This window comes from Veillonella sp. VA141, from assembly GCF_003992175.1.
Lineage (GTDB): Bacteria > Bacillota > Negativicutes > Veillonellales > Veillonellaceae > F0422.
Window position 1 is genome coordinate 150,924 of the sequence record NZ_RQVM01000001.1, and the last position, 22,764, is coordinate 173,687.

The following is a 22,764-nucleotide window of genomic DNA, read 5'->3' on the forward strand; positions in this document are numbered from 1 at the left end:
TTATATAGCTCCATAATTATAAATTGCATTTTGCAAGTCAGTGATTGCATTAATATAACCCTCTTTTCCACCAAAATATCTAACTATTTTATTTGGTTTCCCTAACTTCATAAGTGGATCAAGACGCAAAACTTCTAAATTTACAACTTCAGTAATTCCTTTATTTTTATATTTTTCTAACAGTAATTCCAACACTTCTCTAGCTGGACCACTATACTTAGCAAAAAAGTCTTGCTTCATCACATTTTCTGCACGTTCTTTTCGTGTCAGCGGTTTACGGTCAAAGGCTATATGGCAAATAAAATCAAAGTCATCTACGTCTTCCATTTGCTGTTCCTTTTTAATTGCCTCTAAATCGATACCATGCTCCAATAACAGGTTTTTAAGCGTATCTTTAGTAGGGTCTTTACGCCATTCCTCTATAAACAGATCTAATGTTGCATATTCATTTAAAATATTGTGTTTTGTATAATCAACAATACTTTCAGTAATTAAAAGCTTGCCGCTAGGATCATAGATAGACACTTTTTTATGTATGATTTCAACTCGGCATCCATTTTTATCTACTATGGGCTTAATTTTAGGGTCTATTGGATCTGTAGGATCCTTCTTTTTAGGTGGTTTATTTCCTTCACCATCACCCTTCGGCTTGTAATCATCATCCGGTTCTACTGGTCCATCCCATTCAGGGTCCGTAAACATACTTGTAATATTTCTAAAGTCCATCACCACAAAATGCGTTTTGCCATCTTCTACACGTAGTCTAGTTCCACGTCCAATAATTTGCTTAAACTCCGTCATGGAACCAATCATTTCATCTAGAACGATTAGTTTTGTCATCTTACAATCGGCACCCGTGGAAAGCAATTTAGATGTCGTGGCAATGACGGGATATTGAGAGGCTACTGAAATAAAATGATCCAGCTTCGTTTTACCATAGACATCACTTCCCGTAATCCGCACGCAATAATCTGGATTTTCTTTTACCATGTCTGCATTATGATTCACCAGGGCTATGCGCATTCTTTCAGCCGCTTCTTCCGTAGGGCAGAATACTATCGTTTTCGCCATTCTATCTGTAGATTTTAAATAGTTAGTAATTTCAGCTGCAACTTGGTTTGTCCTATCCTCAAGGATAATATTGTAATCATAGTCTAGATTATTATAAATTCTATCCTCAATTATATTACCGTACTTATCCCGTTGGCCTTTAAACGGTCTCCATCCATTGCCAATATCTGTTGTAATAGTAATCACTTTGAAAGGTGCCAAAAAGCCATCCTCTATACCATCTCTTAATGAGTATGTATAAATAGGCTCCCCAAAATAGTTGCAATTAGAAATGTACTTAGTTTCTTTTGGTGTAGCCGTCATACCGATTTGCGTAGCCAAGGAAAAATACTCTAATATTCTTCGCCATTTAGATTCATCTTTTGCAGACCCTCTATGACATTCATCTACTATGATAAGATCAAAAAAATCTGGTCGGAATAATTCAGAAAAATGTTCTTCATCATCATCACCGACTAACTGTTGGTACAAGGAAAAATAAACTTGATATGACGTAATTGTACTAGGGTCATCCTTTGCAACATTCACCTTATGGATAACCTTTTCTAACGGTGCAAAGTCTTGATGAATCGATTGATTCACCAGAATATTTCTATCTGCTAGATACAGTACTTTTCGTTTCATCCCACTTTGCAACAATCGATAGACAATTTGAAATGCAGTGTATGTTTTCCCCGTTCCAGTAGCCATAACAAGAAGAAGTCTATCTTTCCCCTGTGCAATTTCCTCAACCGCTCTATTCACAGCAACGCGTTGATAATATCTAGGTGGATATGTATTTTGGCTTGAGTAGTACGGCTGATCTATTATTTTTTTCACTGCTGGATCTAATCCGTGCCCATTATTAGATTCTTCCATTAATCTTGCTACTAATTCTTCTTCCGTTGGAAATTCATCTAAGGACAATTCTCTTTCCGTCCCTGTTAGATAATCATGTTCATAGAATCCATCACCATTTGAACTATATGCAAATGGTACATCTAGCATCTTAGCATAGTCCATAGCCTGTTGAAGTCCATGTGAAATACTATATTTATTAGACTTTGCCTCAACGATAGCAATCGGTTTTTGCGGGTTTAAATAGAGAATATAATCAGCTTTTTTACCCTCTGCTCTAGACACTTTATTACCACGAATATTAATCATTCCGTCAGTAATTCTTGTTTCCATAGTTATTTTTTTCCGGTCCCACTTAGCAAGTATAGCAGGTGTAATAAACTGTAGCTTTATATCTTCTTCTGTCATTTCAATTTTACTTTTAATTGTACTCATGTTTAATCCCCCAACCTAGGACTCAAAAGAGTTAAACTGTTTTAATTTACCTACTATTATACTACATTTCCGTATAACTTCTATAATTAGAATCTATAGAAATATTAGTTCTATAATTAACCAATCCATATTATCATCCTAAATATATACAAAAACACCTAGCTCCGAATCTTTTCATGGATCTAGGTGTTTTTATACTAGTATTTAATTATATAGATACGATAAATTCATCATATTTTCAGCACCAATACATGAGAGCTTACTTCCCCTCTACATACTGTCGCAATCGTTCAATACGTTTTTCTGTAGCTGGATGTGTGCTATAGAATTTGCTCATGAGCCCACTTTCACCGGTTTCAACTGTATAATTGCGTAAGGTAATCAATGCATTATGGAGTTCAGCACCTAAGCCGATTTCATAAGCATATTTATCAGCTCGGTACTCCGCTCGTCTACCTGTGAATAAGTCAATAATGACCAAAGGCGCCTTAATGACCCACTGCATAAATAGAATTTGTAAAACTACGAGAAGATAAAAAATCTGCACAATGAATGTAATTACTGGCAGTCGTAAATATTGAATCCATAATATGACACGAGCGAAGAGTTCATACACACGAATGCACATTTGTCCCAAATAGTTCATATAGAAGCAAGAGAATCCATAGGCTCCATCTTTATGATGAATATGCCCCATTTCGTGAGCCACTATACCTAGTAATTCGTCATAAGGCAAGTTTATGATGGCCCCCGTATTGAGACAAATTCGATTATGTCCCATCGCAAAAGCATTGATGGAATCATCATTTTTGATAAACCAATCGAATTGCGACATATCGATGCCCGTATGGTTTTGTATATCCTTCTGAATCATCTGTAGAATCTCTACCTCTTGCCCTATTGGTCGACGTCCCCCATAGAGCCACATGGTAATGCGATGAAACCAAGGAATTTGCACTAGTGCCGCCACAAGTAACACAGAGGTACCTGCTACGGCGTAGCTAATATTTTCCAGGTTAATACGCACATGAAAGAGGTCCATTGCTTTCATCAAAAACGGATGATCAATAGGCCCAAAGATAACCTGGTACATATACACAATACTGCCAATGATGAACAGATTGGCAAAAAATGTTAGTACTGTAACAATCATATGACCCTACTTCAATTTACCCAAGTTACTTACTTCATAAGTCATACGCAATAATTGAAGACGATTTTGCTTCACTGCTTCGTCTTTATCCATAACCATAACATGTTCAAAGAATGTTTCAATATATGGCACCAAAGATTCTGCCAAGCTTACAGCTTTCACATAGTCCCCAGCTTCTAAGGCATTACGATTTGTTGTATATACCGGCAATGCCGCTTTGTACAAGGCTTGTTCAGAATCTTCTTTTAACAAGGATTCGTCAACGCCTGTGAAAGTCACATCTTTCACCATATTAAAAATACGTGTGTAAGCCTGCATTAATGGTTCGTTTTCATCAATACGGTTTGCTGTTAAGGCTTGTCCCAAACCTTCTGCTAAAGCAACTGTGACAGTCTCTTGGCTCAATACAATATCCACTACTTGGTATGGCATGCCTTGTTCTAGCAAGATATTTTTCAGACGAAGGATGAAGAAGTTTTCTAATTGACCTAGTAATTCTTCTTGTTTTTCACTAGCCACGCCTAATAATTCCATCGCTTTCAGCCAAATTAGACGCATGGATAAAGACCATTTGCTATCCATCAAGATGTTGATGATACCGATAGTTTGACGGCGCAACGCATATGGATCCTGGGAACCTGTAGGGATTAAACCACGGCTGAACGTAGCTACAATGGTATCTACTTTATCAACGATACTCAAAATACGTCCTGCATCGGTAGTTGGTAAGATATCCCCTGCAAAACGAGGCAAATATTGTTCAAAAATTGCTTCCCCTACAGCTGGTGTTTCGCCATCTAGTAAAGCATATTCTTTACCCATAATGCCCTGTAATTCAGTAAATTCACTCACCATACCTGTCGTTAAGTCAGTTTTAGCAAGATGAGTAGCTCGTTCTAAGGTAGCTGTATCTGCAAATCCTACTTCCTTCGCTAACGCAGCACCTAATGTAAGTAGACGTTCTGTTTTATCTTTCAAATTGCCCAAACCTTCTTGGAAGACAATTTTTGTCAATGCTTCATAACGACCTGCTAATGGGGTTTTACGGTCTTCATTAAAGAAGAATTTCGCATCATCTAAACGAGCACGAAGCACACGTTCATTACCAGCTGCCACAACTTCTAAGGATTTGCTATCCCCATTGCGAACTGTCAAGAACATAGGAAGCAATTTTCCTTTGCCATCCACCATTGGGAAGTAACGTTGATGGTCTTTCATTGGTGTGATGATGCAATCAGATGGCAACGCTAAATAGCTTTCATCAAAGGTACCACAAAGAGCCGTTGGATATTCTACTAGGTAAGTAACTTCTTCTAATAAGTCTTCGTCCCACACCACTGTAGCACCTTTCGTAGCTGCTAGTTCTGTTAATTGTTTACGAATTGTTTCACGACGTACGTCTTGGTCGATCATAATGAAGTTCTTAGTTAACGTATCTACATAGTCTTTTGGTTCAGCTATAGTCAATTCAGATTCACCAAGGAAACGATGTCCACGGCTCACGTTCGTGCTTGTTACATTGGCAAATGTCACTGGTACCACGTCTTGACCGTACAATGCCACCAACCAACGTACTGGGCGTACAAAACGCTCTTCTAAATCGCCCCAATGCATAGATTTAGGGAAACTTAATCCTGTAATCAAGGATGGTAATACGTCAGATAAAACTTCTTTTGTATCTAAACCAGCTGTCGTTGTATCAGCAAAGATATATCCATCTACTACTTTCAATTCAGATACATCTAATCCTTTACCACGAGCAAAACCGATAGCTGCTTTTGTAGCATTTCCATCAGCATCATAGGCAATGGATACAGATGGACCTTTATGAGTTTCGTGAACATCTTCACCACGTTCTGCTACGTCATTGATGAGTAATGCAACACGGCGAGGTGTGGCATACACTTTCACAGCCCCATGTGGAATGTGACGCTCTGCCAATGCAGCTATTGCTAATTCACCTAATTGTTTAATAATATTTGGCAAAAATCCTGCAGGAATTTCTTCTGCCCCAATTTCAAAGAGTAAATCCTTAGCCATCTTATTTATCTCCTTTCAACAATGGGAAACCAAGTTCTTCTCGTTTCGCCAAATAGTTTTGTGCACAAATACGAGCCATGTTACGAACACGACCGATGAAAGCTGTTCTTTCAGAAATAGAAATGGCACCACGTGCATCTAGCAAGTTGAATGTGTGAGAACATTTCAACACATAATCGTAAGCCGGCAATACAAAACCTAATTGACATACACGTGTCGCCTCTGCTTCGTACATATCGAACAATTTGAATAACATATCTGTATCTGCTAATTCAAAGCTGTACGTAGATTGCTCTACTTCGTTAGCATGCCATACATCACCATATGTATATTGTTCGTTCCATTGTAAGTCATACACATTTTCTACGCCTTGAATGTACATAGCCAAACGTTCTAAGCCGTATGTAATTTCTACGGACACTGGTTTTACATCGATAGATCCTACTTGTTGGAAATAGGTAAACTGCGTTACTTCCATGCCGTCTAACCAGACTTCCCAACCAAGGCCCCAAGCGCCCAATGTTGGAGACTCCCAGTTATCCTCTACGAAACGGATATCGTGATCTTCTGCATGAATGCCAAGAGCAGCCAAACTTTGCAAGTATAATTCTTGAATATTGTCTGGAGAAGGTTTAATAATCACTTGGAATTGATGATGTTGAAATAAACGGTTCGGATTGTCACCATAGCGGCCATCCGCAGGACGACGGGATGGTTCTACATAACATACAGACCATGGTTCTGGTCCCAATGCATGTAAGAACGTAGCAGGGTTCATAGTACCCGCCCCTTTTTCAATGTCATATGGTTGTTGCAAAATGCAACCTTGTTCACCCCAGAAGTTTTGGAGTGTAAAAATCATCTCTTGAAATGTCATTTCCATTCCTCCTTATGTTTTACAGGGAATAAAAAAAGTCCCTGCAACGAAAATCGCTACAGGGACGAGATATACCCGCGGTTCCACCCTAATTGGCTAATGCCCTCTTTTAAAAAATAGCCTTTACTAATTGTCCATACCTAGTATGGTACAACGTTCCTGCCCATGCTCCACAGCGCCTTCTACTCAATTGTGAGCTTTCACCGTCCTCACTCGCTAACGGGAGTATACTACTCTGCTTCATCACTTATGTATATATACTATTGTATGGATAAAAGGGATTAGTGTCAAGGTGTATCCGCTGAATTACTGATGTAAGTTCTTAATTACTTTTACTATCCCCCTATTCCACAATAGTCTAGCAATATGTTCTGTATATTATTTTTCCAAGAACATCTTACACCATTCCATGTTCTCTATCCACATGGCCGTTTCATATTCGATATCTTCCATTTCCGTAATAGCTGAGATTACCGCAATACCGTCCACTGGTTCCGCTAACACATCATCAAAATTATCTCGATTGATACCACCAATAGCCACCATAGGAATAGTTGGATTATGAGCACGTAAAGCTAAAATTAATTCGGGCCCTCGCACAGTTTTGGCATCTTTCTTTGTACTTGTCGCATACATAGGACCTACGCCGATATAATCCACATAGTCCAACTTTGTGTTCTCTAACTCTTCTACAGAGTTAATAGACGTCCCCACAAGGGCGTGAGGCAATCGTTTGCGTACTTCGTCAAGGTCCATATCGTCTTGTCCCAGATGGACGCCATCAGCGCCTATCTTTTCAGCTAATTCTACATCATCATTAATGATGAAAGGCACACCATATTCCTTACAAATGTGTTGTAACTCTCGTGCCAACTGTTCTTTTTCCTCCCCTACAAGAGCTCCTTCTCCTTTTTCACGAAGTTGAAAGCAAGTAATACCGCCTTTACAAGCTTCTGTAAGGTTCTTGTGAATATCCTTCGTATTCAGTGTTCCACAAATGAAGTACAACCCCATCATGGAGCGCACTGTATCTATATCATAGCGTTTCAAAATAATCCTCATTTCTTATATAACAACGATAAAAGATTACCTATAGTATACCACGACATCAAAACTATTCGATATGACTTGCATCATACCTATATAACTGGGCAGATTATTCTGAATACTCATCCCCATAAGCCATATGGTTCACTGGTCCATTGCCTGTACCCAACCCTGGATTATGTAAGATAGCTAACCGGATATATTCTTTACCAATGGTGATGGCTTCTTCTAAGGATTTACCTTTTGCTAATTCTGCTGTGATTACCGCCGAGAATGTGCAGCCTGTACCGTGAGTATGTACTGTGTCATATTTAGGGCTTGTCCAAGAACGATGCATGGACATGGTATCTTTTGTAAACAAGTAATCTGTGGCCTCATCTCCTATGTGACCACCTTTGATGATAACTGCTTGAGGGCCTAATTCTTGTAAAATACGAATCCCTGCTGTATGTAAAGCTTCTACCGTATCAATTTTCATATCTGCTAGTACTTCGGCTTCACTACGGTTCGGTGTAATCAAGGTCGCTTTCGGAATCAATTTGCTTTGTAAGGCTTTCACCGCCTCATCGGAAATCAATCGATCCCCACTGGTGGCAATCATCACAGGGTCTAACACATAGGGTACCTTAGGATCTATATATGTCCCGATGAGTTCCATCATCTCTGCTGTGGCTAACATGCCAGTTTTCACTGCTTCCGGTACAATGTCTGTATACACCGATTGTAACTGTGCTTCAATCATGGATACATCCATATGGGCAATTTGCGTTACACCTCTTGTGTTTTGTGCCACTACGGATGTAATAACAGCCATCCCATAGACATGACGACTTTGAAAGCTTTTTAAGTCCGCCATCACCCCTGCACCGCCTGTTGGATCTGTTCCTGCAATTGTTAACGCTTTATGTAATTTCATAGGTATCTCCTTTACTAGTAACAAAAAAGAACCAATCCTAGGGACGGTTCTTATACAATATCTAGTATTCGATGCCATCCACTTTCCTCCGCCAGCATTATCTGGTTCAGGTCTAGGGTTTTGATACTCATCAATCTCAGCATAAGCACCCCTAGTGGTTCTTATATTAATTTAGTTATAACATGAAATAGTAACCAATGCAATACAATAAATTACAGCTAAACTACTTTCACTAGAAGAGATTTTCTCTCAATATAGATATTTAAATATCTTATGTATTTCATATAATACATTACATTTACCTATATATTGCTATTGACGTAGTATCATTCAATTCGTATAATACATCTGTAAGGGGTGCTCACTAAAGTGGGCTGAGAAGTGGCTATGTGCTACTAACCCATAACCTGATTTGGATAATGCCAACGTAGGGATATATTAGTATATTTTTGTAGTACCTATACAAACACATAAGGACACATTACCATATGGTTCCTGTTTACAATACTAGGTATATTAAGAATATCTATCATCTACAGGCTAATCGTTTCAGATTAGTCTTTTTTGTTCCCACTGGCATAGTTAGGAGTATTCATGAGTGATTCAAAACTTTCATCATCGCGGTTGTCCCTCATTTGGTTCGGCGCCGCTCTTTCCATTGCGGAAATTATGACGGGCACCTATTTTGCGCCCCTAGGATTTTCCGACGGCCTATTAGCCATCATCATAGGTCACGTCATCGGCTGTTTGTTATTATTTGGTGCAGGACTCATCGGCGCTCGTGAACACATGAGTTCTATGCAAACTGTATCCACTGTCTTTGGCAATGGGGGCATGAAATTATTTTCCATTTTAAACGTTCTACAACTGATTGGTTGGACCGGTATTATGATTTATGACGGTGCTCTTGGTGCCGTAGAATTATGGAATCTACCATTCACTGCATGGACTATCATTATCGGTGCTCTCATCATTGTATGGCTCTTCATTGGTATCCGTAACATGGGCTATATCAACAGTATCATGGGCTACGGCTTAGGTATCCTCTGCATCTATTTGTTAATTAGCTTGTTACAAGAAAGTTCCATTCACAGCCAAGGAATCATCACTGATGAAATGACTTTCACAGCAGCCTTAGAATTGTCCATTGCTATGCCATTGTCTTGGCTTCCATTGATCAGCGATTATACTCGCTTGTCCAAGAACCCTGTGGCGGGTACTGCGGCTAGTGCCATTGTATATGGCATCACAAGTTCCGTTATGTATGTGTTAGGCCTAGCAGCTGCACTCTATACAAATGAGAGCAACATTGCAAAGGTTCTTCTTCATGCTGGTTTAGGATTTGGTGGGTTAATTATCATCGTATTCTCTACTGTCACAACTACTTTCATGGATGCCCTATCTGCTGGTATTTCCTCTGAAAGTCTGCAAACTAAATACTCTGGTCGTACTATCGGTATCATCGTTACCATCATCGGTACTATTGGTGCATCCATCTATCCAATGGATAATATCATTCCATTCTTATATATGATTGGATCCGTATTTGCCCCAATGATTGCTATTTTATTAACACACTATTTCTTATTACGTCATTGTCCACACCTTGACCATGGTCCTACCCTATACATTATTTGCTGGGCATCTGGTACTTATATGTACCATCAATTCCTTGACAGCAACCCATTCTTAGGGGCTAGCCTATCTACTATCGTAGGAACAGCATTAGCAACCATTGCAACGGCCTATATCATTAGCAAATTGAGCAAAAGTTAATATTCCCCTTATTATTTTATAATTACATTTAATTTACATTGTAAACTGAATGTAGTAAAATAAGAAAAAGGAGGTAAGACTATGGCTACAATTCCTACACAAATACGTATCGACGAACATGTAAAAAAAGAAGCTACTGAACTTTTTGGATTACTCGGTTTAGATATGTCTAGTGCTGTAAATATGTTTTTAAACCAATGTATACTACGAGGTGGAATTCCATTTTCAATAGAAGTACCAAACTATTCCACTAAAGTTCTAGATGCCATGAATGAAGCCCGACATATATCTAAAAATCCTAACGTAGTTGGTTATACTACCATGGAAGATCTAAAAGAAGCATTAGAGGCATAATATGTTTACAATTAAGTTTACTACTGCATACAAGAAAAGTTATAAACTTATGAAAAAAAGAGGTCTAAATCTTTCCCTCTTAGATTCAGTGGTGTACATGCTTGCAAATGGAGATACACTTCCAGAAAAATATCATGATCACGCCCTCAAAGGTAAGTTCAAAGGGTTTAGAGAATGTCATATTCAACCAGATTGGCTACTAATCTATATGTTAGAAGATGATATCTTAACTCTTACATTAGTAGATACTGGTACCCATACCGATTTATTAAATATTTAATACTTTATTATACATTACTTTTAGAAACTACATTTTATCATAGAACTATTTTAGTATCTTATAATAACAAAACGCGGTCACATGACCGCGTTTTTGTTAATTATATCATCGTCTCTAAAAACTCAATACTATGCAATGTATATCCTAGTTGATATGTCAAAAGTTTCCGCAATAGAATTTCTAATTGATCCCATTGATTCGCAGTAAGACGTAGAGGCTTTGTAGGAATCCAATCATAGTTCAAAAGCATTGTTATACCTTGTTGTAGCTCTTGTTTCACTATATACTGACAGGCTTCATAGATTTCATCACAAAGAATTGCCATTACCTCAGGGTCTTCACAATGTTGCCCTTGTGGCACAAATCCCGCCAGACTTAACATATGCCACCCCAGCACAATAGAACCTAAGCGAATGGGTTTATCCTGTATAGATTGTAAAAATCGGCTCATGTTCGTATATACACTGCGGTCTAATTTACCTTTTTCAAATAAAGCACTTACCAGTTCACCGCTAAAAGTAGCATAGGAAATATCTTCTAAACTTTCATAATCACGTGTAGAAATCCCATCTATCTGGATAATATCGTACATGTCTCCGTTAGGTGCTACTGTCAAATATAAACGGCTTAAAGGTTGCAAATACGCACCTTCTTTATAGTTAGCTTTACGTTTATGAGGCACAGAACAAAGTATAATGCCTTCTAACTTCGTGAGGAATGCATAGATACTATAGTATTTTCGTTTTTTACGCCACAGTACGATGGATTCACTAGTAAACGTATTTGCTTTCATCTACAATTCCTCACACTTAACAGTATATTACTACTAATTCAGCAATACATGTATCATCCTTGTATATACTCTTGATTTTCTTCAACATATACATACCCTACAAACCTAAAATTCCTATGAGTATTACATACAGTATCTATTAATTTGATTCGTCATCTATGTTTTCTTCAACAGGCACTGGCACGGCATATACACGTTCTATTCGATATCCTTGCATTTCTGTGACTGTGAAAGTATATCCATCTACAGTGATGACGTCACCAATGGCAGGTGTTCGCTCTAACATACCGAAAATAACACCACCAATAGTATCTTCGTCCACATCACCAAAGGAAATATCTAACACATCTTCCACTTCGTCTACCAGAACTTTCCCAGCAAAATTATAAGTTCCATTTGGATTTTCTACAATGGCTGGTAAATCTCGTTCGTGTTCGTCTTGAATATCCCCAACCAGTTCTTCTAGGATATCTTCTAAACCTACTAAGCCAACCATACCCCCGTATTCATCCACCACAATAGCTTGATAAATACGACGTGTCCGCATGTGTTGTAATAGAACAGATAACTTCATCACTTCTGGAATGATAAGAATATTACGACGTATGGAACGTAAATCTTTACTCGCCTCTTCACGGCGTTCCATTAAATCCTTAATATGCACAAGGCCGATAATATGATCTTTATCTTCTAAACACAATGGATATCTTGTGTGGCTTGTAGACGATACAATATGCATGGTTTCTTCAAAACTATCTTGGGTATATACACACACCACATCTTGTCGAGGAATCATAACTTCTTTCGCAATGCGATCCACAAAATCGAATACATTATCGATAAGCTCACCTTCCACATGGTCAATTTCACCTTGTTGATGACTACGGCTTACCAAGGCACGGATTTCTTCTTCTGTATGCACTAGATCGATTTCTGTACGATAGGGAGCTTTGAAAGCTTTCAGTACTGTATTACCAATTTGTTCCGCAAGATATACAAAAGGAATTACAACTTTTCCAGCTAATCTAACAATGGTCACTGTAGTCCCCACATAGCGTTCAGGGAAGGATAATGCCAGTCCTTTGGGAATAATTTCACCAAATATGAGCACTACTACAGCAAATAATGCTAATACAATCCATTCTACTATAATGGCATATGTGGCATCATACACTCCTAAATAATGTAATACCACATCAGTCCCATCTTCTAAATAGCGTCCTACATAGACTGCTAAAACGACTATGAAGAAGAGAATAAAGAAAGTGGATGTATTCATAAACCGTTCAGGTCGTTGGTATAATTCACGTAATTCTTCTTTTTTTCCATCACTCAAGGAGTCCATATCTTCTAGATGTTCTTCTCGTAAACGAGCAAAGGAGAATTTACTTATAACAAACAAACTAATGATTAAAATACAAAAGATGGCAAATAGAATCATGCCACCCGTGACGGGGGTATCGATATAAATCAGTCCTTTCTATATACACTATTTTAACAATACCATACTCTATCTCAAGGTATGTGATTTTTCATACGTAATATTGTCTACACTATGACCTAAAAAATTAACAGCGTGCCATAAAATAACCGGCCTTAAGTATTAATTCCGATATCCCAATTCAGATAACATACCAGATTTATTGCGCCAGTCTTTTTTCACTTTTACCCATAAATCTAGGAATACTTTTGTAGCCAATAAACGCTCTACATCACCACGAGCTTGGCGGCCAATAGTTTTTAACATGGCTCCTTGTTTACCAATGATGATACCTTTTTGGGAATCTCGCTCTACATAGATAGTAGCTCGTACATAGGTAGTGCCATCCTCTCTTGTCTTCATTTCATCTACATCAACAGCTATGGCATGAGGAATTTCATCATGAGTCTGTAACAGGATTTTTTCACGCACAATATCAGAGATAATCAAACGTTCCGGTTGATCTGTAATCATATCATCTGGGAAGTATTTTGGACCTTCCGGTAAATGTTTTTCTAATAAATTCACCACTTCTTCAATATTGTCTTTTTCTTTCGCAGAAATCGGTACCACCGCTTCAAAAGGATAGCTATTTTCATAGGATACGATAGCCTCTAACAAGTCTTGCTTTTCCATCGTATCAATTTTATTCACAATGAGGAACACTGGTACATTCACCTTACGAAGTTGTTCAATGACAAAGTTGTCACCAGGACCACGCTTCTCATTAGCTGCCACTACAAATAAGACAGCCTCTACTTCACGCAAAGAATCTACCGCTTGGTCTACCATGAATTCACCTAATTTATGTTTTGGCTTATGAATCCCTGGTGTATCCATGAACACGATTTGTTTCTTTTCATCTGTATAGACACAAACAATACGGTTTCGTGTCGTTTGCGCTTTATCAGATACGATAACAATTTTATCATCAATTAAGGCATTGATTAAGGTAGACTTTCCTACATTTGGTCGTCCTACAACGGCTACAAAGCCTGATTTAAATCCTTTTTCACTATTCATTATATGGCATATCCTCTCGTACATAACCTAAATTACCAAGTACAAACTCTTCTTCTGTGCGCATTTCTTGTTTATCTTCATCTGTCATATGGTCATAACCTAAAATGTGTAAACAGCTATGAACAGTTAAATAGGCAAGTTCACGAATAAAATCATGATTATACTCTTTCGCTTGCTCTGCTGCTCGCTCAAGGGAAATGACAATATCCCCTAATAACTGTCCTTCTTCCTCGATAGAAGCTTCATCTCCTTCATTGAGGGCAAACGATAACACATCTGTAGGCATATCTTTACCACGGTATTCACGATTTAATTCCTGAATTTTTCCGTTGTTACAGAGGAGCACACTATATTCATCTTCCTCGTGTAATCCATATACACGAGCCACTTCATTACAGCACCGTTGAATGACTTCCTCGTAAGTGCTATTCTGTTCGATTCCCTCATCATAGGAAATACTTACAATCATTCTTGTTTCCCTTTCTCTGAAAGTTGATATTCTTCATAGGCTTTCACAATACGACCTACCAAATCATGACGCACCACATCTTGGTCAGAAAAATAAATACACCGAATCCCTTTGATGCGTTGTAACACTTGCTCTGCTTCAATCAAACCAGATGTTATCTTCGGTGGCAAGTCAATTTGCGTTGGGTCTCCATTAACCACCATTTTCGATTGATACCCTAAGCGAGTTAAAAACATTTTCATCTGTTCTGGCGTCGTATTCTGCCCTTCATCAAGGATCACAAAGGAACGTTCCAAGGTGCGACCACGCATATAAGCCAATGGTGCTACCTCGATAGTCCCTTGTAAGAGCATCTTCTGCACTCGTTCTACACCGAACATATCATGTAAAGCATCATAGAGAGGACGTAAATAAGGATCTACTTTTTCTTGTAAATCACCTGGCAAATACCCTAGCTTTTCCCCTGCCTCTACAGCAGGTCTTGTCAAAATAATACGATCCACTTCACGATTTTTCAAGTAAAATGCTGCCAGTGCAACAGCTAAATAGGTTTTTCCTGTTCCCGCAGGACCAATACCAAAGGTGATCGTATTGCGACGGATACTATCTACATATTGTTTTTGACCCACTGTTTTAGGAATGATAGGATTCCCCTTCACAGTCACATTGATAGTATCTTCATATAACTGAAAAAGTGATTCTTTTTCGCCTTTCAAGATCATCGTAGTAGCTGTTCGCACATGATGATCGGTGATTTTAATATGATTTTTAAACAAGTATAACAGTACATCTAACACTTCCATTGCTACTTGTACAGATTCCTCTGAACCTGTTATATCCACAATGGTATCTCGATGTAATATATCTACTGTTACTAGTTCTTCTAATACTTTCATATGAGATCCTTGAGGTCCCACGATAGGTCCTACCATGTCATAAGTAGGTATGGTAAATCTCTGATTAGCCATATGCTCCCTTTCACAGAAATTTTTGAACCGCAGCGCCATGTAAATAATCATAGCCGCTGCCTTGAGAAATATCTTCGTCTTCCATAATTTGATCAATCAAATCTTGTACGCGCCACCAGCCCATAGACCAATTCGTGAAGATTGTATTTTCCTCTGGCGCACGTCCTACGAGTCGTTGTAAGACAATCATAGGATCTAGGTAACGTAAAAATTCTACCACTCGTCGAGCGTATTCTTCTGCACTGATTAAGGTAAATTCACCAGCCTCATAATCACGTGCCATTTTCGTATTCTTTACTAAGTATAATGCATGAAGCTTCACTTGGTCTACTTGTAATGCTGATAAAGTTTTCGCTCCTTCAATAACATCGTCCATGGTGTCCCATGGAAGGTTCAGTATCATATGAGCACAGACTTCAAATCCATAACGCTTGATGCGCAATACTGCATCGATAAACTCCGCCATCGTATGTCCTCGGTTTACCTTTTGTAATGTATGATAGTTCACCGATTGTAAGCCTAATTCTACATAGATATCAATACCATATTTGTTTTGTATATCTTTTAAAATATCTAAATAGGCATCATGTACACAGTCTGGACGTGTGGCAATGGCAATGCCTACCACATGTTCTAAGCAAGCTTCTTCCACATACTGGCGAAACTTCTCTGGTGGTAAATAGGTGTTACTAAAATTCTGAAAATACGGTATATATTTATAGGCTTTATATTTTTTCGCAATATGCACCACTGTTTCATCAATTTGCTGTTTCACCGTCATAGAGGCTGGTCGATTTTCATAGCCTGCTCCAATTTCACCACAGAAGGTACATCCACCTACACCTGCTGATCCATCGCGATTAGGGCATGTCAACGGTAATGCCACTGGAATTTTATAAGCCTTTTCCCCATATCGCTCTTTGTAAAAAGCAGATATCATACGATACCGCTTTGGCTTTGTGGTATCACTCATATCACACCTCCTCCCTGATAGTTGAACTAGCAATATGTTCTGGATAATTCAAATTCGTATCTACACATTGTTGAGGACGTATAAAAGGTTTCGTCTCACCTTTTACATCGATGATGACCTCTACAGCACTATAAGAACCCCTTGAAATCCCTAAGTATGGCAATGTAGCACCACACACCTCTATCGTGTGGTAATCTTGTCTCACTTTACGCCACTCCACAAAGGAATAGTTAGAAATGTATTGTCGAACTAATGCTTCCTCACGCCAGAATATCTCGGCATCTTGCATTTCTTGCTTTCTATCCTTAGATAAACCAAATCGTTCATCACGGATTTTCCCATTGAAAGATGTCAATACATCGTAGCGCAATAAATCACAGGCCACTTGGTCCTCTTTCAAGGTAAAGAACTCATAAAGGAATGCTATTTGATCAGCATCATTTAATTTACGGTCTTGATTCCCTTTTTCTAACCATAGCTTGGTCATTTCTTCAAAATAGGCAAAGGCCGATCCTTCTTGGATTAAGCTTTCACTAATGTACCCAAAAACTGTGCGATACCGTTCACTATTATAGAACCGTTCAAACACATCTTCAAAATGTTTTAACATGCGTACATCATCATAAGGCAAGACATGGGTTTGTAATACTTCATAAGGTGCTTTCGGATTGGCAATATACTCGTACTCTGCCATGGAACGCACGCCAGAGCCTTTTAATAACTTTAAAAACCCAATCTGCAACGCATGAGGTTGCAAACTGAATAAATCATTAAAGGACTTCTCGAAAATAGATTTACTTTCATATGGCAAACCTACAATTAAGTCCATATGCACATGGGTGCGCCCAGCCTTGATGATTGGTGGTATCACAGATTGAATACGACCCCAATCATTGCGCCGATGGATCGCCTCTAAGGTCTTATCATGCGTACTCTGAACGCCTACCTCAATCTGTATTTGACCATGACGAGTAGAACTTAGAATATCTACTTCTTTTTCAGTCATTAAAATGGATTCCATTTCCAGGTGAAAGTTCGTCTGTCCCCCATGGTCACGCATCCACTCCATCAATGGAATATGATGATGAGGCGCACAGTTAAACGTACGATCCACAAACTTCACCTGTTTTACATTGTGCTCTACGAACCAAGCTAACTCTTCGATTACCCGTTCTTGGGGAAAGAATCGTACAGTGTTGCGATTTCCAGATAAACAATACTGGCAACTAAAGGGACAACCACGAGAAGATTCATAATAGACAATTTTATTCCCTAAGGTAAGCATATCTTCCTCTGTGTACGGGAATGGTATTGTACTTAGGTCCTTCACCTCTACAGCCTCTTCAGACCCTTGAATGTTCCCTTGTTCTCTACCTAGGATACCAGGTATGACAGGATCAACAGGAGAGTGACCTGTACGAATTGCTTTCACAAACGAAGTGAAAGCCTCCTCAGCTTCCCCTTGTACAATATAGTCAATACACGGGTGGTCTTCTAATAGTTCCCGCGCTGTATAACTCACCTCAGGCCCCCCTAAGATAATCTTAGTACTAGGGCGGACCGCTTTGATCATAGAACATAGATGCAATGTCATATCGATATTCCAGATATAACAAGCAAAGCCTATTACATCTGCGTCTAACGTAGTGACATTATTTAAAATATCTAAAATAGGCATATTAATAGTGTATTCCACTATCTCATATGCCTCGTCTTTCGTTCTTCCATAAGCCTGCAAATAGCGCAACGCCAAAGAAGAATGTATATATTTTGAATTCAACGTTGAAATAATAACTTTCATTTGTACCTCACTCATCGAATGAACTTAGTTCATCGGCTATTATTTCATTATACCACAAAACACAAACCTCTCCCATAATTTAACTCTTAGAGGGACGCAGTTAGACGTAGGAACAAGTAGTATTTTTTTGCAAAGTATGGTATACTTGACATGTAAAAAAGAAGAGCCATCAACGTGTAGCTGGCGTTAGGCTCATCTCAAAAAGTCAAAATTTGATTTCGCCTAACGTGTGAGGGCCGTAAAACCTCATTTCGTTAGGCGTTTTCATTAGCTATAAAAGCAACGAATAACTTCTACAATTAACATAGAAAATTGAATCAATAAAGATAATTTTTCATATGCAGTCATAGTATCACCTCCTCCCATAATAGGAAGAGATGAGCCTAACAACACGTTAATGACTCTTCTAATCTTCATTATACTACAAAATTACCCAAACTATTAACATGTATCAATATAGTTTCCTACCCCGGAGGAATGCAGTTAGGTGTAGCAGCCTTCGTGGCGGTCTTTACTGACAAAATTACACAAACACAGGAAGAGCACGGCGTGCTCCGAACAAACATTATGAAATACCGTTTGTAAGGAGTATGCCGTGCTCTAACTATACTCTGAGGAACGCAGTTAGGCGTAGCAGCCTTTGTGGCGCCCTTACTGACAAAATGATACAAACACAGGAAGAGCACGGCGTGCTCCGAACAAACATTATGAAATACCGTTTGTGAGGAGTATGCCGTGCTCTTCCCTTTTTTATCATATTCAATTAAGACCGCCACAAGGCTGCATAGCCTAATTAGTGACAACCTACAAGCTGCATACTCTAAAAAGTAGTATTTTATCATAAAGTATGGTATACTTAATTTATAAATAAGAAGAGCCATCAACGTGCGCAGGCGTTAGGCTCATCTCAAAGCTTAAAAGAAATGGGCCTAACGTGTGAGGTGGTCAGACCTCTTTACGTTAGGTCATTTTATTATCTATTTCAAGATATCAATAAAATGAATTAGTAATTCCAAAGCTAAAATGATCAAATAAACCTAACCACTGTATCAGTTCGGGTCGGAATATGTCGTGCTCACACATTATAAAATCCTGAGGAACACAGTTAGGTGTAGCAGCCTTTGTGGCGCCCTTACTGACAAAATGATACAAACACAGGAAGAGCACGGCGTGCTCCGAACAAACATTATGAAATACCGTTTGTGAGGAGTATGCCGTGCTCTTCCCTTTTTATCATATTCAATTAAGACCGCCACAAGGCTGCATAGCCTTACAAGCAACGACCAACGAGGCTGCATAGCCTAATTAGTGACGTTTAAAGCCTAGTTTTTCTATAATGATGAACAGCATAGGGATGATTGCCACTCCAAAGAATGTGGCTGTAATCATACCAAATACTACGGTCACACCCAAGGATGCACGGGCACCAGCACCAGCGCCACTTGCCAACATCAATGGCGAGCATCCAATGATGAATGCAAAGGACGTCATCAAGATAGGACGTAAACGAATCTTCGCTGCTTCAATAGCTGCGTCTACATAGTTCATACCTCTTTCATCAACACGAATCTTAGCATATTCAATGATTAAGATCGCATTCTTCGCTGCCAAGCCCACTAATGTAAGTAAGCCGATTTGGAAGTAAATATCCAAGGCAAAGAAATGTGTAGATTTCATCATGGCACCAATCATATTGAATAACCATGGACCAAGAACAGCACCAAAGATACCTGTTGGAACAGATAATAATACTGCAAATGGCACTTTCCAAGATTCATACAAGGCAGCCAACACAAGGAATACAAAGACAATACCGAATCCAAAGATAATCAACACTTGGGATCCCGCTTTGATTTCCTCACGAGTTTGTCCACCCCAATCATAGGTATATCCTTGTGGCAATGTATTTTTCGCCACTTCTTCTAAGGCTTTGATAGCATCACCAGAGCTAACACCTTGCTTAGTATTACCACCAATGCTCACTGCTGGGAAGTTGTTATATCGTGTTACCACAAAGGCAGATGTCGTTTTTTGCGGTGTAATATACGTATCAACTGGCACCATTTGACCTGCTGCATTACGAACAGTCAATAGATGATTCATACTAGGATCGGTACGGAACTGATTGTCCGCTTGTAACATAACTTTGTAGTTTTTACCAAACTTAGTAAAGTCATTTAACTGCATACCACCATAATATCCTTGTAAGGCTGTATAAATATCTGTCACAGCTACACCATCACGAGCCGCTCTATCACGATTCACATCAAAATTATAGGATGGTGTGGCCGTATTGAAAGTCGTATAAATACTAAGGAACTCAGGACGTTTTTGAGCTTCTCCTAAGAACTGTTGCACTACCGCATTCATTTGTTCTGTACTATGACCCGCTTTATTGATGAGGTACATGGAGAAACCACCCGTCTTACCAAGACCTGGGAGGGATGGTGGATTCAACGGAATAATCGTTCCTCGTGGATCTTTAGAACCATGCATGAAAGTATTTCGAATCTTTAAGCCAAGCTGTTGATCTGGTTGCGTTCTTTCACCCCAATCTGTTAAGGATGTAAAGATTACACCACCACTCGTTTGTGCTGCCCCAGCTAAGATATCAAAGCCAGGTACTGTGATGGTCCCATCAGAATCTTTATCTTCGTTCAAGAAATGACCTAAATCAGTTAATACATCTTTTGTACGACTAGAAGTCGCCCCTGGCGGCAAGGATACCGCAACCAGAAAATAGCCACTATCTTCAGCAGGTACGAATCCACTTGGCACCATACGCATCATACCAAAAGCTGCACCTAAGAAGATAGCCAATGCCAACCATGTGGCCCATAGACGATTGGACCAACGAGCTAAAAGAATACCATACTGATCGATTCTTCGATCCAAGAATCCATTAAACCACTCCAAGAAACGACCCACTATATTAGTAGTCTCTTTTGGCTTATGTGGTTTTAACATAATACCACACAATGCAGGCGTCAATGTCAATGCTACAAAGGCAGAAATAATAACAGAAATAGCTACTGTTAAAGCGAATTGTTTATACAATACCCCCGTTAAACCACCCATGAAGGCCACTGGAACGAATACGGAAATCAATACGAAAGCAATACCAACAACAGGGCCTTGTACTTTTTCCATGGCTGCTACGGTAGCCGCCTTTGGTTTCAACCCATTGTAGCGCATTTCATATTCTACAGCTTCGATTACGACGATCGCATCATCCACGACGAGACCGATCGCTAACACCATGGCTAGCAAAGTCAATGTATTAACAGTAAAGCCCATTACTTGGAACGCCGCAAAAGTACCAATCAAAGATACTGGCACTGCAATCATTGGAATCACTGTAGACTGCCATGTTTGCAAGAACAAGTACACAATAATCGCTACGAGAATCAAGGCTTCTTCAAAGGTTTTTACTACTTCTTTCATAGAAGCTTTTACAAATTTTGTATTATCTACAATAATCTTCGCTTGCATATCCGGTGGGAATGCTTCTTCTTGTTGGTGAATAACCTCTTTTACAGCATTGATTGTTTCTAATGTATTCGCATCATTCGTTAATGAAACAGCAAATACAGCTACTGGTTTATCATTGCCCGTTTCTTTTGAGAAGCTTGTAGGCTCTACAGAATAACTTTGTGCCCCTAATTCAACACGAGCTACATCTTTTAAATGCAATAAATTATTCTTTTTATCTTTTTTAATTACGATATTTTCAAATTCTGAAATTTCAGCCAAACGACCTTGTACTTTCACAGATGTGTTGAAAGCTTGATCTTTGTCAATTGGATCGGAACCTAACGCACCTGCTGCAGCCTGTTTGTTTTGACTGCGAATCGCATTGCTTACATCTGTTATGGTAACGCCATACTTAGACATTTTTGTAGGGTCTAGCCAAATGCGCATAGCATAGTCAGCACCGAACTCCTGCACTGTACCCACACCATTCACAGATTGGATGGCATCCATCATGTAGTTAGTGGCATAGTTTTTCAAGAAAGTTCTATCATAACTACCATTTGGCGATACCAAGGAGAATACCATGGCCATATCACCAGAAGATTTCGTAGTGGTCACGCCCACCGTTTGTACTTCGGATGGCAAGGATGCCAAGGCACGGGCTACACGGTTTTGTACGTTTACCGTATCCATATCGGCATCAGTTCCTTGCTCAAATTGAACTGTCAAGTTATAGGAACCATCCCCTGTACTCGTGGATTGCATATAATCCATATTTTGGACGCCAACGATTTGTTTTTCGATGACTGCCGCTACCGATTCGCTTACAACCTCAGCATTGGCCCCCATGTAGGCAGTACGTACCTGTACTTGCGGTGGAGAAATCTGTGGATATCTGTCGATCGGCAGTTTTGATAAGGAAATCAACCCTAGCAATGTAATGATAATAGAGATTACGATGGCAAAGATAGGGCGATTAATAAAGAATTTTGACACA

Annotated in this window: 18 protein-coding genes and 2 riboswitches; of the genes, 3 read left to right on the top strand and 15 right to left on the bottom strand. The window is 39.1% G+C overall.

The genetic code is table 11. The features are described 5' to 3' along the window. From hsdR to thiD, 6 genes are all read right to left on the bottom strand, one after another. A complete protein-coding gene (hsdR, locus tag EO112_RS00755) occupies positions 1–2,343 on the bottom strand; it encodes an EcoAI/FtnUII family type I restriction enzme subunit R (protein ID WP_127162473.1) in 2,343 nt (780 codons plus the stop codon). Between the two features lie 259 nt (positions 2,344–2,602). After that, positions 2,603–3,496 (bottom strand): zinc metalloprotease HtpX, encoded by an 894-nt coding sequence (locus EO112_RS00760; protein WP_127162475.1) that lies wholly within the window; start codon positions 3,494–3,496, stop codon positions 2,603–2,605. A 6-nt stretch (positions 3,497–3,502) separates the two neighbouring features. Further along, positions 3,503–5,536: a glycine--tRNA ligase subunit beta gene (gene glyS, locus EO112_RS00765; RefSeq protein ID WP_127162477.1), complete on the bottom strand. Its 2,034-nt coding sequence runs from the start codon at positions 5,534–5,536 to the stop codon at positions 3,503–3,505. 1 nt (position 5,537) lies between these two features. After that, positions 5,538–6,413, bottom strand: coding sequence for a glycine--tRNA ligase subunit alpha (gene glyQ / locus EO112_RS00770; protein WP_009354040.1), 876 nt, complete (start codon positions 6,411–6,413; stop codon positions 5,538–5,540). A gap of 378 nt (positions 6,414–6,791) precedes the next feature. Next, the gene (gene thiE / locus EO112_RS00775; RefSeq protein ID WP_206168559.1) at positions 6,792–7,463 is read right to left on the bottom strand and encodes a thiamine phosphate synthase; all 672 of its coding nucleotides are present in this window, start codon (positions 7,461–7,463) and stop codon (positions 6,792–6,794) included. Between the two features lie 106 nt (positions 7,464–7,569). Beyond that, positions 7,570–8,376: a bifunctional hydroxymethylpyrimidine kinase/phosphomethylpyrimidine kinase gene (gene thiD, locus EO112_RS00780; RefSeq protein ID WP_127162481.1), complete on the bottom strand. Its 807-nt coding sequence runs from the start codon at positions 8,374–8,376 to the stop codon at positions 7,570–7,572. A gap of 66 nt (positions 8,377–8,442) precedes the next feature. Further along, a riboswitch (TPP riboswitch) is annotated at positions 8,443–8,539 on the bottom strand. A 180-nt stretch (positions 8,540–8,719) separates the two neighbouring features. Further along, a riboswitch (TPP riboswitch) is annotated at positions 8,720–8,827 on the top strand. 143 nt (positions 8,828–8,970) lie between these two features. Between thiD and cytX the strand changes: the two genes are divergently transcribed. The 3 genes from cytX (at position 8,971) to EO112_RS00795 (ending at position 10,786) form a co-directional block, all read left to right on the top strand. Next, on the top strand, positions 8,971–10,152 hold the full coding sequence (gene cytX / locus EO112_RS00785; protein ID WP_127162483.1) for a putative hydroxymethylpyrimidine transporter CytX: 1,182 nt from the start codon (positions 8,971–8,973) through the stop codon (positions 10,150–10,152). Positions 10,153–10,233: 81 nt separating this feature from the next. Next, positions 10,234–10,506: a type II toxin-antitoxin system RelB/DinJ family antitoxin gene (locus tag EO112_RS00790; protein ID WP_127160185.1), complete on the top strand. Its 273-nt coding sequence runs from the start codon at positions 10,234–10,236 to the stop codon at positions 10,504–10,506. A gap of 1 nt (position 10,507) precedes the next feature. Then, entirely contained in the window at positions 10,508–10,786 is a 279-nt protein-coding gene (locus EO112_RS00795; protein ID WP_126937299.1) for a type II toxin-antitoxin system YafQ family toxin, read from the top strand. Positions 10,787–10,886: 100 nt separating this feature from the next. On the opposite strand, the gene EO112_RS00800 is transcribed toward EO112_RS00795, so the two are convergent. The 9 genes from EO112_RS00800 to EO112_RS00835 all read right to left on the bottom strand — a co-directional run bounded on the left by EO112_RS00800 (position 10,887) and on the right by EO112_RS00835 (position 22,763). After that, positions 10,887–11,579 carry a DNA repair protein RecO gene (locus EO112_RS00800; RefSeq protein ID WP_127162485.1) on the bottom strand — a complete coding sequence of 231 codons (693 nt, stop codon included), beginning with the start codon at positions 11,577–11,579 and terminating at the stop codon, positions 10,887–10,889. Positions 11,580–11,718: 139 nt separating this feature from the next. Beyond that, positions 11,719–13,020 carry a hemolysin family protein gene (locus EO112_RS00805; protein WP_127162488.1) on the bottom strand — a complete coding sequence of 434 codons (1,302 nt, stop codon included), beginning with the start codon at positions 13,018–13,020 and terminating at the stop codon, positions 11,719–11,721. 162 nt (positions 13,021–13,182) lie between these two features. Then, a complete protein-coding gene (gene era, locus EO112_RS00810; RefSeq protein ID WP_127010370.1) occupies positions 13,183–14,082 on the bottom strand; it encodes a GTPase Era in 900 nt (299 codons plus the stop codon). After that, on the bottom strand, positions 14,075–14,551 hold the full coding sequence (gene ybeY / locus EO112_RS00815; protein ID WP_127162490.1) for an rRNA maturation RNase YbeY: 477 nt from the start codon (positions 14,549–14,551) through the stop codon (positions 14,075–14,077). Before ybeY ends, era begins: the two co-directional genes overlap by 8 nt. Next, on the bottom strand, positions 14,548–15,519 hold the full coding sequence (locus EO112_RS00820; RefSeq protein WP_127061083.1) for a PhoH family protein: 972 nt from the start codon (positions 15,517–15,519) through the stop codon (positions 14,548–14,550). Before EO112_RS00820 ends, ybeY begins: the two co-directional genes overlap by 4 nt. Before the next feature lie 10 nt (positions 15,520–15,529). Next, on the bottom strand, positions 15,530–16,492 hold the full coding sequence (locus EO112_RS00825; protein ID WP_127162492.1) for a TIGR01212 family radical SAM protein: 963 nt from the start codon (positions 16,490–16,492) through the stop codon (positions 15,530–15,532). A gap of 1 nt (position 16,493) precedes the next feature. Beyond that, positions 16,494–18,293 carry a B12-binding domain-containing radical SAM protein gene (locus tag EO112_RS00830; RefSeq protein WP_126940252.1) on the bottom strand — a complete coding sequence of 600 codons (1,800 nt, stop codon included), beginning with the start codon at positions 18,291–18,293 and terminating at the stop codon, positions 16,494–16,496. A 267-nt stretch (positions 18,294–18,560) separates the two neighbouring features. Continuing rightward, positions 18,561–18,710: a putative holin-like toxin gene (locus tag EO112_RS08420; RefSeq protein ID WP_370106296.1), complete on the bottom strand. Its 150-nt coding sequence runs from the start codon at positions 18,708–18,710 to the stop codon at positions 18,561–18,563. A gap of 888 nt (positions 18,711–19,598) precedes the next feature. Further along, a complete protein-coding gene (locus EO112_RS00835; protein ID WP_126940251.1) occupies positions 19,599–22,763 on the bottom strand; it encodes an efflux RND transporter permease subunit in 3,165 nt (1,054 codons plus the stop codon). Between the last annotated feature and the right edge of the window lies 1 nt (position 22,764).

Coding starts and splice junctions, on each gene's coding strand:
- hsdR (WP_127162473.1), bottom strand. CDS start 2,343: ATGAGTACAATTAAAAGTAAAATTGAAATGACAGAAGAAGATATAAAG.
- EO112_RS00760 (WP_127162475.1), bottom strand. CDS start 3,496: ATGATTGTTACAGTACTAACATTTTTTGCCAATCTGTTCATCATTGGC.
- glyS (WP_127162477.1), bottom strand. CDS start 5,536: ATGGCTAAGGATTTACTCTTTGAAATTGGGGCAGAAGAAATTCCTGCA.
- glyQ (WP_009354040.1), bottom strand. CDS start 6,413: ATGACATTTCAAGAGATGATTTTTACACTCCAAAACTTCTGGGGTGAA.
- thiD (WP_127162481.1), bottom strand. CDS start 8,376: ATGAAATTACATAAAGCGTTAACAATTGCAGGAACAGATCCAACAGGC.
- cytX (WP_127162483.1), top strand. CDS start 8,971: ATGAGTGATTCAAAACTTTCATCATCGCGGTTGTCCCTCATTTGGTTC.
- EO112_RS00790 (WP_127160185.1), top strand. CDS start 10,234: ATGGCTACAATTCCTACACAAATACGTATCGACGAACATGTAAAAAAA.
- EO112_RS00795 (WP_126937299.1), top strand. CDS start 10,508: ATGTTTACAATTAAGTTTACTACTGCATACAAGAAAAGTTATAAACTT.
- EO112_RS00800 (WP_127162485.1), bottom strand. CDS start 11,579: ATGAAAGCAAATACGTTTACTAGTGAATCCATCGTACTGTGGCGTAAA.
- EO112_RS00805 (WP_127162488.1), bottom strand. CDS start 13,020: ATGATTCTATTTGCCATCTTTTGTATTTTAATCATTAGTTTGTTTGTT.
- era (WP_127010370.1), bottom strand. CDS start 14,082: ATGAATAGTGAAAAAGGATTTAAATCAGGCTTTGTAGCCGTTGTAGGA.
- ybeY (WP_127162490.1), bottom strand. CDS start 14,551: ATGATTGTAAGTATTTCCTATGATGAGGGAATCGAACAGAATAGCACT.
- EO112_RS00820 (WP_127061083.1), bottom strand. CDS start 15,519: ATGGCTAATCAGAGATTTACCATACCTACTTATGACATGGTAGGACCT.
- EO112_RS00825 (WP_127162492.1), bottom strand. CDS start 16,492: ATGAGTGATACCACAAAGCCAAAGCGGTATCGTATGATATCTGCTTTT.
- EO112_RS00830 (WP_126940252.1), bottom strand. CDS start 18,293: ATGAAAGTTATTATTTCAACGTTGAATTCAAAATATATACATTCTTCT.
- EO112_RS08420 (WP_370106296.1), bottom strand. CDS start 18,710: ATGAAGATTAGAAGAGTCATTAACGTGTTGTTAGGCTCATCTCTTCCT.